The organism is Kitasatospora dryopteridis (assembly GCF_050749075.1).
Taxonomy (GTDB): domain Bacteria; phylum Actinomycetota; class Actinomycetes; order Streptomycetales; family Streptomycetaceae; genus Kitasatospora.
This window is the reverse complement of record NZ_CP192749.1, coordinates 1815400-1829124: the sequence shown is the minus strand read 5'-3', so window position 1 is coordinate 1829124 and position 13725 is coordinate 1815400. Positions and strand designations below refer to the sequence as shown.

The 13725-nt window shown below is 73.7% G+C and carries 14 protein-coding genes; 3 read left to right on the top strand and 11 right to left on the bottom strand.

Annotated features, from left to right (window positions below; all coding sequences use genetic code 11):
• Nucleotides 1–40: 40 nt before the first annotated feature.
• Nucleotides 41–655: a TetR/AcrR family transcriptional regulator gene (locus tag ACQ614_RS08335; RefSeq protein ID WP_431677744.1), complete on the bottom strand. Its 615-nt coding sequence runs from the start codon at nucleotides 653–655 to the stop codon at nucleotides 41–43.
• 128 nt (nucleotides 656–783) lie between these two features.
• Between ACQ614_RS08335 and ACQ614_RS08330 the strand changes: the two genes are divergently transcribed.
• Genes ACQ614_RS08330 through ACQ614_RS08320 form a run of 3 tightly spaced genes read left to right on the top strand, consistent with a single transcriptional unit; the run spans nucleotide 784 to nucleotide 3286 of the window.
• The gene (locus ACQ614_RS08330) at nucleotides 784–1539 is read left to right on the top strand and encodes an SDR family oxidoreductase (protein WP_431677742.1); all 756 of its coding nucleotides are present in this window, start codon (nucleotides 784–786) and stop codon (nucleotides 1537–1539) included.
• Nucleotides 1536–2324, top strand: coding sequence for an SDR family oxidoreductase (locus ACQ614_RS08325; protein WP_431677741.1), 789 nt, complete (start codon nucleotides 1536–1538; stop codon nucleotides 2322–2324). The genes ACQ614_RS08330 and ACQ614_RS08325 overlap by 4 nt, the downstream gene beginning before the upstream one ends.
• Nucleotides 2321–3286: an NADPH:quinone oxidoreductase family protein gene (locus tag ACQ614_RS08320; RefSeq protein ID WP_431677740.1), complete on the top strand. Its 966-nt coding sequence runs from the start codon at nucleotides 2321–2323 to the stop codon at nucleotides 3284–3286. Before ACQ614_RS08325 ends, ACQ614_RS08320 begins: the two co-directional genes overlap by 4 nt.
• A 153-nt stretch (nucleotides 3287–3439) precedes the next feature.
• Here the strand turns inward: ACQ614_RS08320 and ACQ614_RS08315 are convergent, their stop codons facing one another.
• From ACQ614_RS08315 to ACQ614_RS08270, 10 genes are all read right to left on the bottom strand, one after another.
• Entirely contained in the window at nucleotides 3440–4573 is a 1134-nt protein-coding gene (locus ACQ614_RS08315) for an acyl-CoA dehydrogenase family protein (RefSeq protein WP_431677739.1), read from the bottom strand.
• A complete protein-coding gene (locus ACQ614_RS08310) occupies nucleotides 4570–5754 on the bottom strand; it encodes an acyl-CoA dehydrogenase family protein (protein ID WP_431677738.1) in 1185 nt (394 codons plus the stop codon). The genes ACQ614_RS08315 and ACQ614_RS08310 overlap by 4 nt, the downstream gene beginning before the upstream one ends.
• Nucleotide 5755: 1 nt before the next feature.
• Nucleotides 5756–6979, bottom strand: a complete 1224-nt coding sequence (locus tag ACQ614_RS08305; RefSeq protein WP_431677737.1) for an acyl-CoA dehydrogenase family protein — start codon at nucleotides 6977–6979, stop codon at nucleotides 5756–5758.
• Nucleotides 6980–6982: 3 nt separating this feature from the next.
• Nucleotides 6983–8011 (bottom strand): phosphotransferase family protein, encoded by a 1029-nt coding sequence (locus ACQ614_RS08300; RefSeq protein ID WP_431677736.1) that lies wholly within the window; start codon nucleotides 8009–8011, stop codon nucleotides 6983–6985.
• A 218-nt stretch (nucleotides 8012–8229) separates the two neighbouring features.
• Nucleotides 8230–9882 carry an APC family permease gene (locus ACQ614_RS08295; RefSeq protein WP_431677735.1) on the bottom strand — a complete coding sequence of 551 codons (1653 nt, stop codon included), beginning with the start codon at nucleotides 9880–9882 and terminating at the stop codon, nucleotides 8230–8232.
• Between the two features lie 372 nt (nucleotides 9883–10254).
• Nucleotides 10255–10788 carry a COG4315 family predicted lipoprotein gene (locus tag ACQ614_RS08290; protein WP_431677734.1) on the bottom strand — a complete coding sequence of 178 codons (534 nt, stop codon included), beginning with the start codon at nucleotides 10786–10788 and terminating at the stop codon, nucleotides 10255–10257.
• A gap of 178 nt (nucleotides 10789–10966) precedes the next feature.
• Entirely contained in the window at nucleotides 10967–11224 is a 258-nt protein-coding gene (locus ACQ614_RS08285) for a hypothetical protein (protein ID WP_363498951.1), read from the bottom strand.
• 108 nt (nucleotides 11225–11332) lie between these two features.
• On the bottom strand, nucleotides 11333–11902 hold the full coding sequence (locus ACQ614_RS08280) for a hypothetical protein (RefSeq protein WP_431677733.1): 570 nt from the start codon (nucleotides 11900–11902) through the stop codon (nucleotides 11333–11335).
• Between the two features lie 271 nt (nucleotides 11903–12173).
• Nucleotides 12174–13199 (bottom strand): NAD(P)/FAD-dependent oxidoreductase, encoded by a 1026-nt coding sequence (locus ACQ614_RS08275; protein ID WP_431677732.1) that lies wholly within the window; start codon nucleotides 13197–13199, stop codon nucleotides 12174–12176.
• Nucleotides 13196–13720 (bottom strand): isoprenylcysteine carboxyl methyltransferase family protein, encoded by a 525-nt coding sequence (locus ACQ614_RS08270; RefSeq protein WP_431683863.1) that lies wholly within the window; start codon nucleotides 13718–13720, stop codon nucleotides 13196–13198. The genes ACQ614_RS08275 and ACQ614_RS08270 overlap by 4 nt, the downstream gene beginning before the upstream one ends.
• Nucleotides 13721–13725: the final 5 nt, after the last annotated feature.

The following is a 13725-nucleotide window of genomic DNA, read 5'->3' as shown; positions in this document are numbered from 1 at the left end:
CGCCAGAGGGGTCCGGGGTGCGCCCCGGGTGGGCCGTGGGTCAGCCGGCCTCCGCGCCCAGCATGCGCAGCACCAGGACGCCGTACCGGCGGCCGAGCTCCTCGGGCGACTCGGTGGAGCGGTCGGTGTACCAGCGGGCGACGTCGATGCCGAGCGAGGTGACGGCGCGGGCCGCCGTCCGGGCGTCCGGCACCTCGAACTCGCCGCGGGCGACGCCCTTCTCGATGATCCGGCGGACGGTGTCCTCGATCCGGATGCGCAGCTCGGCGACCTCGGCGAAGGCGTCCTCCGGCAGGGCGTGCAACTCGTTGTTGACGATCCGGCCGACCGTGTGGCCGCGCGCGTGCCAGGCGGTGAACTCCTCGACCAGGTGCCGCATCTGCTCGACCGGCTCGCCGCTGGACGCCTCGGCGTCCTCGACCAGGGCGAGGGTCGACCGGTGGCCCGTCCGGCTGATCTCGGACAGCAGGGCAGCCTTGGACGGATAGTGGATGTAGAGCGCGGCGGGGCTCATCCCGGCGGCCGTGGCGATGTCCCGGGTCGTGGTGGCGTGGTAACCGCGGCGGGCGAAGGACTCCACGGCTGCGAGCAGCAGCCGCCGGGCGGTCTCGGTGCGCTCCCCGGGCCACAGGTCGGCGGTTGCTTGGTCGGTCATGGCGTCAATCCTCGCAGACGGATCAAGGCCGGAGTGCGCCCGGCTGTTGACAGTGTGGGCCGTCGCCAACATGCTAAGCAAGCGCTTAGTCACCACCCTGTCGAAAGATTACGGCGAAAGGTTCGGCGATGACACCCTCCTTCAAGGGCCAGGTGGCCCTGGTCACCGGCGCCAGCCGGGGCATCGGCCTCGGCATCGCCCGCGAGCTCGTCCAGCGCGGCGCCAAGGTCTGCATCACCGCCCGCAACCCGGAGCCGCTCGAAGAGGCCGTCCGCGACCTCGGCGGCTCCGAGTGTGCGATAGCCGTGGCGGGCAAGGCCGACGACCCCGCCCACCAGGAGGAGGCCGTCGCCCGCACCATGGAGGCCTTCGGCCGGCTCGACATGCTGGTCAACAACACCGGCATCAACCCCGCCTACGGCCCGGTCCTCGACACCGACCCCGCGGTCGCCGCCAAGATCTTCGCCGTCAACGTCCTCGCCCCGCTCGCCTGGACCCGCCGCGCCCACGCGGCCTGGATGGGCGAGAACGGCGGCTCGGTCGTCAACGTCGCCTCCATCGCCGGCATCCGCGCCTCCGCGAACATCGGCATGTACGGCGTCAGCAAGGCCGCCGTCATCCGCCTCACCATGGAGCTCGCCGCCGAACTCGGCCCGAACATCCGGGTCAACGCGGTCGCCCCCGCCGTCGTGAAGACCAAGTTCGCCGAGGCCCTCTTCGAGGGCCGCGAGGAGAAGGTCGTCCGCGCCTACCCGCTCGGCCGCCTCGGCCTGCCCGAGGACGTCGCCGGCGCCGTCGCCTTCCTGCTCTCCCAGGACGCCGCATGGATCACCGGCCAGACCCTCGTCGTCGACGGCGGCGTGACCCTGGGCGGCGGGCTGTGACCGGCCCGGCCGGGCAGGGCGTCGTCGTCACCGGCGCCGGACGCGGCATCGGCGAAGCCCTCGCCGCAGCCTTCGCGGCCGCCGGCGCCCGTGTGGTCGTCAACGACCTCGACGCCGAGGCCGCCGAGGCCGTCGCCGCCCGGATCGGCGGCATCCCCGCCCCCGGCGACGCAGCCTCCGCCGAAGGCGTCGCCGCCCTGATCGCCGCCGCCCGCAGCGCCCTCGGGCAGATCGACGTCTACTGCGCCAACGCCGGCATCGCCCCCGTCGGCGGTGCCGACGCCGGCCCCGAGGTCTGGGCCCGCGCCTGGGACGTCAACGTGATGTCCCACGTCCGCGCCGCCGAGCAGCTCCTCCCCGAGTGGCTGGAGCGCGGCGAAGGCCGCTTCCTCGCCACCGTCTCCGCCGCCGGCCTGCTCACCATGCTCGGCTCCGCCCCGTACGCAGTGTCCAAGCACGGCGCGCTCGCCTTCGCCGAATGGCTCGCCGCCACCTACCGGCACCGCGGCCTCAAGGTGCACGCGCTGTGCCCGCAGGGCGTCCGCACCGACATGCTCACCGGCACCGGCGCCGCGGGCCAGGTCCTGCTCACCCCCAACGCCATCGAACCCTCGGAGGCGGCGGAGGCCACGCTCAAGGCGATCGCCGAGGAGCGCTTCCTGATCCTGCCCCACCCCGAGGTCGCCGACTACTACGCGGCCCGCGCCACCACCCCCGACCGCTGGATCGGCGGCATGAACCACCTCCAGCAGGCCATCGAGAAGAGGGAGGGCACCACCGCATGAAAGCCTGGCAGATCACCGAACTCGGCGAACCCGCCGAGGTCATGCGGCTCACCGACACCGAACGGCCCGTACCCGCCGACGGCCGGCTCCTCGTCAAGGTGCTCGCCGCCGCCGTCAACTTCCCCGACGCCCTGATGTGCCGCGGCCACTACCAGATCCGCCCGCCGCTGCCCTTCACCCCCGGCGTCGAACTCTGCGGCGAGATCGTCGAGGGCGACCGCGCCGGCGAACGCGTCATCGGCACCCCGCTGCTGCCCGACGGCGCCTTCGCCGAGTACGCCCTGATGGACCCGGCCGCGGCCTTCACCGCCCCGCCCGCCCTGGACGACGCCGAGGCCGCCGCCCTCCACATCGGCTACCAGACCGCCTGGTTCGGCCTGCACCGCCGCGCCCGCCTCCAGGCCGGCGAGACCCTCCTCGTGCACGCCGCCGCCGGAGGCGTCGGCAGCGCCGCCGTCCAGCTCGGCAAGGCCGCAGGCGCCCGCGTCATCGGCGTCGTCGGCGGGCCCGAGAAGGCCGCCGCCGCACAGGCGCTCGGCGCCGACCTGGTGATCGACCGCCACCGCGAGGACTTCGTCACCGCCGTCAAGGAGGCCACCGGCGGCCGCGGCGCCGACGTCGTCTTCGACCCGGTCGGCGGCGACGCCTACACCGGTTCCACCAAGTGCATCGCCTTCGAGGGCCGCATCCTCGTCGTCGGCTTCGCCGGCGGCACCATCCCCGCCCCCGGCCTCAACCACGCCCTCGTCAAGAACTACGCCATCCTCGGCCTGCACTGGGGTCTGTACAACACGTACGACCCGCAGGCCGTCCGCGACTGCCACGCCGAACTCACCGCCCTCGCAGCCAAGGGCATCGTCAAACCCCTCATCGGCGAACGCCTCGCCTTCGACCAGGCCGCCACCGCCGTCCAGAAGGTCGCCGACGGCACCTCCATCGGCCGCCTGACCGTCCACCCGTAAAACCACTGAAGGGGCGCGGGGAACGGCGCGGAGTGGAAAGGCACATGCAGTGCCCTCCCACTCCGCGCCGTTCCCCGCGCCCCAGTTTTTTTGTGCTTCGCCGTTCCAGCAGGGTGAACCCCGAGGGGCGCGTGGGGCCCCTCGGGGTTCGTCTCAGCCGGCGACCGGGGCCGGGAGGTCCACCAGGCGGGCCAGGGCGGACCGGTGGGCGCCCGGGGTGCCGAGGGCGATCTGGTCGGCCTTGGCGCGCTTGAGGTAGAGGTGCGCCGGGTGCTCCCAGGTCATCCCGATGCCGCCGTGCAGCTGCACGCACTCCTCGGCCGCCCGCACCGCCACCGCCCCGCAGTGCGCCTGCGCCACCGCGACGGCGATCTCCGCGTCGGCATCGCCCCGAGCCAGCGTGTCCACCGCGTACCGGGCGGCCGCCCGCGCCCCGACCGTCTCCAGCCACAGGTCCGCGAGCCGGTGCTTCAGCGCCTGGAACGACCCCACGGGCCGCGCGAACTGCGTCCGCTGCTTCAGGTACGCCACCGTGGTGGCCACGCACCACTCCGCAAGGCCCAGCTGCTCGGAGGCGAGCAGCCCGGCCCCCGTCAGCAGCGCCCGCCGCACGGCCGCCTCGGCCGCTGCACCGGCGGCCAGCCGCCGCCCGGGCACCCCGGTCAGCGCGAGGTCGGCCAGCGGGCGGGTGAGGTCCAGCGACGTCCGGCGGGCGACGGTCAGTCCTGCCGCCGCCGCTTCGACCGCATATAGAGCGGCCCCGTCCGGCCCGACGGCCGGCACCAGCAGCACGTCCGCGACGAGGGCGTCGGCGACCGAGGTGACCCGGCCGCTGAGGGTGCCCGCACCGTCGACCCGCACGGTCGCCGGGAAGTTCGCACCGGGCGCGGTGGACAGCGGTACGGCGAGCGCGGCCGTCCGCTCCCCGCCGGCGAGCGCCGACACCAGCTCCTCGGCGCCGCAGGCGAGCAGGGCGGTCGTCGCGAGCACGGCACTGCCGAGGAACGGCACGGGTGCCGCGCTGCGTCCCAGCTCCTCAAGCACGACCGCGGTTTCGCGCAGCGAGGCACCGGCACCGCCGAGCGCCTCGGGCACCTGGAGGCCGGTGGTGCCGAGGTCGGCGGCGAGCTTGCGCCACAGCGCCGGGTCGTACGGAGCCGACCCCTCGCAGCGGGCGAGGATCGCCTCGGGCGGGCAGTGGTCGTCGAGCAACGCCCTTACGCTGCTGCGCAGTTCTTCCTCGACCTCGGAGTACAGCAGGTCGGCCGGGCCGGTGGCGTCGGTCATCGCGGCAGCTCCTTCCAGGGCACGTTCTTGTCGGTGCGCGGCTCGCCGGGCAGGCCGAGGACGCGCTCGGCGATGATGTTGCGCAGGATCTCCGAGGTGCCGCCCTCGATGGAGTTGCCCTTGGCGCGGAGGTAGCGGTAGCCGGCCTCGCGGCCGGTGAAGTCGACGTGGTCGGGCCGGACCATCGTCCAGTCGTCGTACGCGAGGCCCTCCTCGGCGAGGAGTTCGACCTCCAGGCCGCTCAACTCCTGGGCGAGCCGGGCGAAGGCGAGCTTCATCGCGGCGCCCTCGGGGCCGGGCTGGCCCAGCGCGAGCTGCTGGCGCAGCCGTTCACCGGTGAGCCGGGCGACCTCGGCGTCCACCCAGCCCTTGAGGAGGCGCTGGTGCAGGTCGTGGGTGCGCAGTTCCGGCCGGGCACGCCAGGTCTCGGCGACGACGCCGACCATGCCGGCCTCGCGCGGTGCGGCCTGGCCGCCGATGGCGACCCGCTCGTTGTTGAGGGTGGTCTGGGCGACCTGCCAGCCCTCGCCGACGGCGCCGAGCCGGTGCGCGTCGGGGATGCGGACGCCGGTGAGGAAGACCTCGTTGAACTCGGCCTCGCCGGTGATCTGCCGCAGCGGCCGGACGTCGACGCCGGGGTCGGTCATGTCGCAGACGAAGTAGGTGATGCCCTGGTGCTTGGGCACGTCCGGGTCGGTGCGGGCGATCAGGATGGCCCAGCGGGCGGTGTGCGCGCTGGACGTCCACACCTTCTGGCCGTCGACCGTCCAGGTGTCGCCGTCGAGGACGGCCCGGGTGCCGAGCGCGGCGAGGTCGGAGCCGGCACCGGGCTCGGAGAAGAGCTGGCACCACACCTCCTCGCCCGTCCACAGCGGCCGCAGGAAGCGCTGCTTCTGCTCCTCGGTGCCGTACTTGAGGATGGTGGGGGCGGCCATGCCGAGGCCGATGCCGATCTTCCGCGGGTCGTTGCCGGGCGCCCCGGCGGCGGCCAGCTCGGCGTCCACGACGGCCTGCAGGGGCCGCGGCGCGCCGAGGCCGCCGAGCCCCTCGGGGAAGTGCACCCAGGCCAGGCCGGCGTCGAAGCGGGCCCGCAGGAAGTCGAGCCGGTCGGTGGTGGCGGGGTCGTGCGCGGCGAGCAGTGCCGCGACGCGGCCTCGGATCTCCTGTGCGCCGATGGCCATCTCAGCCCTCCTTCTTCTGGTAGCGCGCCAGTTCGCGGCGGGCGAGCGAGCGGCGGTGCACCTCGTCGGGGCCGTCGGCGAGCCGCAGGGTGCGGTTGCCGGCCCAGAGCTGGGCGAGCGGGGTGTCCTGGCTGACGCCGGCGGCGCCGTGTGCCTGGACGGCCTTGTCGAGGACCCACTCGACGGTCTGCGGGACGATGATCTTGATGGCCTGGATCTCGGTGTGCGCACCGCGGTTGCCGACGGTGTCCATCAGCCAGGCGGTCTTGAGCACCAGCAGCCTGGCCTGCTCGATCCGCACCCGCGACTCGGCGATCCACTCCTGCACCACGCCCTGGTCGGCGAGCGGCCGCCCGAACGCCACCCGGTCGACGGCCCGGCGGCACATCAGCTCCAGGGCCCGCTCGGCGATGCCGATGGCCCGCATGCAGTGGTGGATGCGGCCGGGGCCGAGCCGGGCCTGGGCGATGGCGAAGCCCGAGCCCTCCTCGCCGATCAGGTTGGCGGCCGGCACGCGGGCGTTCTCGAAGACCACCTCGGCGTGGCCGCCGTGGTCCTGGTCCTCGTAGCCGAAGACGGTCATGCCGCGCTTCACGGTGACGCCGGGGGTGTCGCGGGGCACCAGGATCATCGACTGCTGCCGGTGCTTGGCGGCGGTGGGGTCGGTCTTGCCCATCACGATGAAGATCCGGCAGTTGGGGTTCATCGCGCCGGTGATGTACCACTTGCGGCCGTTGACGACGTACTCGTCGCCGTCCCGCTCGATCCGGGTGGTGATGTTGGAGGCGTCGGAGGAGGCGACGTCCGGCTCGGTCATGGCGAAGGCGGAGCGGATCTCACCGGCGAGCAGCGGCTCCAGCCACTGCTTGCGCTGCTCCTCGCTGCCGAACTGGTCGAGGACCTCCATGTTCCCGGTGTCCGGGGCGGCGCAGTTGAGCGCGGCGGGGGCGAGCAGCACGGACCGGCCGGTGATCTCGGCGAGCGGCGCGTACTGGAGGTTGGTGAGGCCGGCGCCGGCCTCACCGGGGAGGAAGAGGTTCCACAGGCCGCGTTCCCTGGCGGCCGTCCGGAGGTCGCCGACGACCGCCGGGATGGTCCACGGCTCGCGGGCCGGGTCGGCGAGCTGGGCCGCGAGCACCGGCTCGGCCGGGTACACGTGCTCGTCCATGAAGTCGAGCAGCTGGGAGCGGAGCTCCTCGGTGCGGGTGTCGAAGGAGAAGTCCACGGGTCAGCGCTCCTTGAGTGCGGTGAGGCCGAACTGCACGAACAACGGGACGAGTTCGCCGACGCGGTCGAAGCCGGCGCCGACCGTGCCGCCCTGGGTGAAGCGGTAGTGGATGCCCTCCAGCACCACCGCGAGCTTGAACGAGGCGAAGCCGGTGTACCAGCCGAGCGCGGAGACGTCCCGGCCGGAGCCGGCCGCGTAGCGGGCGACGAGTTCGGCGGTCTCCGGGAAACCCTCGGCGAGCGCCGCACCGGGCAGCACGCCGTCGAAGCGGCGGGCGAGTTCGGTGTACATCACCAGCAGGCCGAGGTCGGTGAGCGGGTCGCCGAGGGTGGACATCTCCCAGTCGAGCACCGCCCGGATGCGGTCGTCCGGGCCGACCAGGACGTTGTCCAGCCGGTAGTCGCCGTGCACCAGCGCGGGGGCGGGGGAGGCGGGCAGGGTGCGGGCGAGCTGCTCGTGCAGGTCGTCGATGCCGGCCACCTCGCGGCTGCGCGAGGCGTCCAGCTGCTTGCCCCAGCGGCGCAGCTGTCGCTCCAGGAAGCCCTCGGGGCGGCCGAAGGCGCCGAGTCCGACCGCCTCCGGCTCGACGGCGTGCAGGTCGACCAGGGTGTCGACCAGGTGCAGGCCGAGCGCGTGGACGCGGTCGGGGCCCAGTGCGGCGAGGGCCGCGGCGTCCCGGTGCGGTGTGCCCTCGACGTACTCCATGAGGTAGAACGGCGCGCCGATCACCTCGGCGTCCTCGACCAGCAGCAGCGGCTCCGGCACCGGTACCCGCGTCGGGTGCAGGCCGGCCAGCACGGTGTACTCGCGGGTCATGTCGTGCGCGGTGGCGAGGACGTGCCCCAGCGGCGGGCGGCGCAGCACCCACCGCCCGGTGCCGTCCTCCAGCAGATAGGTCAGGTTGGACTTGCCGCCCTCGAACAGCCGCGCGCGCAGCGGGCCGGTGACGGTGCCCGGCAGGTCGGCGTCGAGCCGCTCGCGCAGCCGGTCCAGGTCGAGACCGGGTGGAGTCTCGTGGGTGTCGCTCATGGGCCTCGCCTCGGGAAGGACGGTGTGGACGGAGCGCTGACTAAGCGCTTGCTTAGCTTCGTCCCCGCGCCTTCCCGTTGTCAACGGCCCGCACCGTCTGCCGCACGGGCGACCACCCGGGAGGTGCCCCCAGCGCCCCTCGTGGATGTCCATGTGCCCCCAAAACCGGGGAGCCCGGCCGCTGTGGGGCGGCCGGGCTCCTGCTGGGGGTCGAGCGGTCAGTGGCCGCCCTCGTCGACGACCTCGACGTCCTCGATGTTCTGCTCGATGGCGTCGGCGGGCAGCGCGACGCGGATCGCCCAGGCGTAGATGCCCAGCGCGAAGGCCGCGACCAGGGCCATGTCCCACCACATCGGGATGCGGCCGACACCGTCGCCGAAGCCGCCCTGCCAGGAGATCAGGCCGAGGCCGATCAGGTACGCCGGCAGCCACTGCGCCGGGCGCCAGTCGAGCCGGGGCGCGTTCGGCAGGCCCTTGCGGGTGGCGTACGCGGCGTAGCTGCCGAGCAGCAGGTAGCCGATGAGGATCGCGATGCCCAGGCGGGCCAGGGTGTGCCAGCCGGTCCAGTAGATGATCAGGGTGGCGACCACGAAGGACAGCGGCGCGACGACCTCGCCGAACGGCAGGCGGTAGGAGCGCTCGCGGTCCGGCAGGCGGCGGCGCAGGGCGCCGAAGGCGAGCGGGGCGCCGGCGTACATCAGCACCGAGGCGGAGGTGATGAAGCCGACCAGCTCCTGCCAGCTCGGGAAGGGCAGGAAGCAGATGACGCCGGTGACGAAGGAGATGGTCAGGCCGAACCACGGCACGCCGCGCTTGTCGACCTTCTCGAAGAGCTGCGGCGCGTAGCCGTTCTTGCTCAGGCCGTAGGAGATGCGCGAGGTGGAGGTGGTGTAGATCAGGCCGGTGCCGCCGGGGGAGACGATCGCGTCGAAGTACAGCACCCAGGCGAGCCAGCCGAGGCCGACCAGGGTGGCGAGGCCGGCGAACGGGCCGGAGATGCCGGGGAAGTCGAGGTTCTCCCAGCCCTTGGCGAAGGCGCCGGCGGGCAGCGCGGCGATGAAGACGACCTGCAGCAGGACGTAGATCGTGGTGCCGATGGCGACCGAGCCGAGCACCGCGCGGGGGATGTCGCGCTTGGGGTTCTTGCTCTCGCCGGCCAGCTGGATCGCCTGCTCGAAGCCGAGCAGGGCGAAGATGATGCCGCTGGTGCTGATCGCGGCGAGCACGCCCTTCAGGCCGAACGGCGCGAAGCCGTGCGAGGTGAAGTTGCCGCCGTGGAAGTTGGTCACCGCGAGCACGAAGATCGTGAGCAGCGGGATGAAGATCTTGAACCAGGTCGCCGCGGAGTTGGTGTGGGCCAGCACGCGGACGCCGAGGAAGTTCACCGCGACGAAGACGCCCATCAGCACGACCGCGACCACGAAGCCGCTGGGGGTGAGGGTGCCGTTGTCGTTGAGGAAGCCCTTGGCGAACTCCCAGTGGCCGGCGTACCCGATCATGGCCTCGACCTCGATCGGGGCGACCGTCGCGGCCTGCAGCCAGGAGAACCAGCCGAACGACATGCCGGCCAGGCCGCCGAAGGCGTAGTGCGGGTAGCGCGCGGTGCCGCCGGCGACCGGGAAGAGCCCGCCGAGCTCGGCGTGGACGAAGGCGAGCAGGACGATGGCGACCGCGCCGATGCCCCAGGAGATGAGCGCCGCCGGGCCGGCGACCATGACGGCGTTCTTGGCGCCGTAGAGCCAGCCGGAGCCGATGATCGAGCCGACGGAGGCCCAGAGGAGGCCGATCAGTCCGACCTCGCGCCGCAGGGAGCGACTGCCTGTGCCTGACGGCGGGGCGGAGGACGGGGCGAGCTGGTCGACAGAAGCCATGGGTGGGATTGACCTCTCGGATGAATGGCAGGGGTTGAGAGTTGCCCAAGGCTAGGCGGATCGATTTGCCGAACAGAACCCCATGATTCCGAAAAGTTATCTCCGCAGAACGGAAATGATCATGAATATTCGTCAAATGCCTTGCGGGGTGCGAGAGTTGACGAATGTGCAGGTCGTCGGGAGGTTTCAAGATTTGAGCTTTTCTTGAGGAATTCCCGGGCCGGGTATCGAACCCCGCGGTAGTGCATAATGATGAGGCGGGCCGGTGGAGATTTCCAGGGTCTGTTGTGGAAGACTATGCAGATCTGAAAAATGGTGCAGACCACCATTCAGTGCGGTTCGGGCGCTGCCGATCCGGGCTCCGTGCGGGCCTCAGCCGCCCAGCACCTTGTCGCCGAGTGCGTCCACCGTGAACCACCGGTCGAACAGCTGTCCGCCGGCCTGCCCCGGCTCGGCGTCCTCGGCGAAGTAGTACAGCGGGTGCCCCTTGTAGAGCACCTGCTCCGTCCCGTCGGTGCGCTTGCCGATGCCGAGCAGACCGTCGTCCACCCCGGTGCCCGCCACCGGGACGCCCTTGGTGGTGAGCGGCGGCCACTGCGCCGCGCACTCCTCGTAGCAGGTCGACTGCGTGGAGGTGTCGCCGGCGAACAGGTAGAGGGTGCGACCCTGGGCGTCCACCAGGATCGGTCCGAGCCCGGCGTCCTCGCCCAGCGACACCTGGGTGCCCGGCATCAGCCGCTCGGTCGGCTCGGCCTCCGCACTCGGCACCGGGGCCGCCGGCTCCGACTCCTGCTGCGCGGGCCGGCCCGGCAGCGGCGCCGGCGTCGGGTCGCCCGGGGCGCAGCCGAGGCAGACGGCGGCGAGCAGGACGGAGGCAAAAAGGGCGGCCGGACGGACCTTGGGCATCGCGGACTCCTTCACCGGGCGTGAGCGGTCTGCTACCACTAGCGCCCGCCACCGCCCGCCCGGCCACCCGAGCGGCCCGTCCCTCGGCGGTTGGAGTGGTCCGATTGCCCTGGATGGCCGCCTCCGGCCGAGTGGCGCGCCGGTGTGCGCGGGGCGCCGCCGTCGCGCCGGACCCGGCTCAGTCGGCCGGGCCGTCCGCGGCCCACACCGTACGGTCGCCGCCGCGCCAGCCCACCAGATCGGGGTCGTCGAGGTCGGGCTCCGCAACCCCGGCATGGCGGATGAACTCCGCCACGTCCTCCTCGCGGTACGCCTTGCCGACCAGCCGGCCGTAGATCTCGACCCGGCGGTACGGGTGGGCCCCGTGGGTGGGCGGGCGCACCACGACGGGCGGGGTGAAGATGTCCCCGTCGTTCCGCTCCGGTGACGCTGCCATATCCCCAGTGTCACCCCTTGCGCACCCGAGCGGGTCGTCCGCGCAGCGGGATCGCCCGGCCGGCCCACAGTCCGCAGCCCCTCCGGTCGCGCCGGGTGATCGCCGGGGTCAGACCGGCCGGTGCCGCGGCGGGTCCGGCAGTGGATCGGTGAACAGCGGCGCCCGGTACAGCGGCGGCGGCTCGCCCGGCAGCTCGGCGAGCAGCCAGTAGTGCCGCAGCATGAGCTGCAGGATCCGCCGCACCCGCAGCAGCAGCGCCGCCGCCAGCGGCAGCTCCACCAGCAGTGCGGCCCCGAGGCTGGCCCACATGCCCTCTCGCCCCCAGGACAGCATCACGTCGAACCAGGCGTCGCAGATCAGCAGCACGCCCGCGGCCAGCGCCCACGGCACCAGCAGCCGGCGCCGCCGCCAGCCGAACCAGGCGGTCGCCGCGAGCGCCACCAGCAGGCCCAGGTCGAAGCCGACCCAGGCCACCCGCCACTGCTCCGCCACGTAGTGCGCGGGCAGCGTCGCCGCCAGGTACGCGATCCACGGCAGCAGCGCGGCACAGCACACCACCAGCACCCCGAGGCCCCGCCGGCGGCGGCGGTCGATGCCGCGCAGCTCCTCCTCGTCGAGGATGGTCCGCCAATCGGTGCCCTGCCCGCAGTGCGGACAGCTCGGACGGTGCTGCGCCATGGTGTCCTCCCGGGCCGGGCCGGTCGTCCCCTCCCGGCATTCTCGCGAACGGCCACGGGGCGCCGCACCAGGGGCGCCGCGCCCCTACTGGTTGCCCGTACGCCCGGACAGGGGCCGCCCCGCTCCTGCGCCCCCTGTGCCGGGCCTGCGCTCCTGTGCCCCCGGGCCTGCGCCTGGCCCGGGGCGGGGGCGGCGTCGTCCCCTTGAGGGGCGCCCGGGGGCGGTGCGGACCACCCGCCGCCCGGGCGACCAGCCGCATGCCCGGACGAGCTCAGGCCAGCAGGTTCACCCCGGCCTCGAACACCCGCGGCAGCCGCGCCGCCAGCGGTACGATCCGCGGCGCCAGCACCGGCCGCTGCCGCGCCCACAGCAGCGCCCCGGTCAGCAGCCGGTAGCTGCGCGAGGCCCGCCGCCACGCCTGCTCGTACGCCTCCGGCCGGCCCGCCCTGACGCACCGCACCAGCTCGCCCGCGCAGGCCAGCGCCACCGACAGTCCCTCGCCGGTGAGCGCGTCCAGGTAGCCGGCGGCGTCACCGACCAGCAGCGCCCGCCCCGCCACCCGTGCCCGGGCCCGCTGGTGCAGCGGACCGGCCCCGCGGACCGCCGTACCGGCCCCCGCCGGCAGCCGCGCCGCCAGCAGCGGGAAGCGCGCCAGCTGCTCGTCGAACGGCGCCCGGTCCGAGGTGAGCAGCGCCACCCCGACCAGTTCCGGCCCGATCGGCGTCACGTACGCCTCGGCCCGCGCCGACCAGTGCACCTCCACCGCCTCGCACCACGGCGCGACCGGATAGTGCCGGCGCAGCCCGTACCGGGCCGGCCGCCCGGACGGGCCCGGCCGGTGCAGACCCAGGGCCCGGCGTACGGGGGAGTGCAGCCCGTCCGCGGCCACCAGATGGCGGGCCGTCAGCCCGGCCGCAGCCACCGACCGGGCCCCGACCTCCACCCCCTCCACCCGCAACGGCACGATGCGGACGTCGAGTTCGGCGGCGCGGGCGGCCAGCGCCGCGTGCAGTGCGGTACGCCGCACGCCGAGGCCGTGGCCGGCCCGGAAGTGCGCCTCGGCACTGCGGCCGCCGTCGGCCTCCAGGTAGCGGATGCCGTGGAAGGCCCGGCCCGGCGGCTCCACGCCCAGCCGCGCCAGCGCGCGGACGGCGGCCGGCATCAGCCCCTCGCCGCAGGCCTTGTCGACCGGGGTGGGGCGCGGCTCGGCCACCACGACCTCCAGCCCGGCGAGCGCGCCGTGCACCGCCGTGGCCAGCCCGGCCGGCCCGCCGCCGACCACCAGCAGGTCGATCACTGCGCGGCCGCCGGCGCCGCCCCGCCCAGCGCCGCCTCCTCGCAGCGGATCCGCACACCGAGCAGCCACAGGTTCAGCACGGTGAAGGCGGAGGCCGTCACCCACGCCGAGTGCACCAGCGGCAGCGCCGCACCCTCCGCCATCACCGCCAGGTAGTTGGGGTGCCGCAGCCATCGGTAGGGGCCGCGGGTGACCAGCGGCAGGCCGGGCACCACGATCACCCGGGTGTTCCAGCGCGGCCCGAGCGAGGCGATGCACCACCAGCGCAGCCCCTGTGCCGCGACCACCACCAGCAGCATCGGCACCCCGAGCGCCGGCGTGAACGGCCGGTCGGCGAGGACGGGTTCGAGCAGGCAGCCGACCAGCAGCGCCTTGTGCAGCAGCACCATCGGCGGGTAGTGGCCGCGGCCGTGCTCGGTGCCGCCGCGGGCCAGGCTCCACGCGGCATTGCGGCGGGCGACGGCCAGTTCGGCCAGCCGTTCGGCGGCCACCAGCAGGACGAGCAGGGTGTACCAGGTCATCGGGT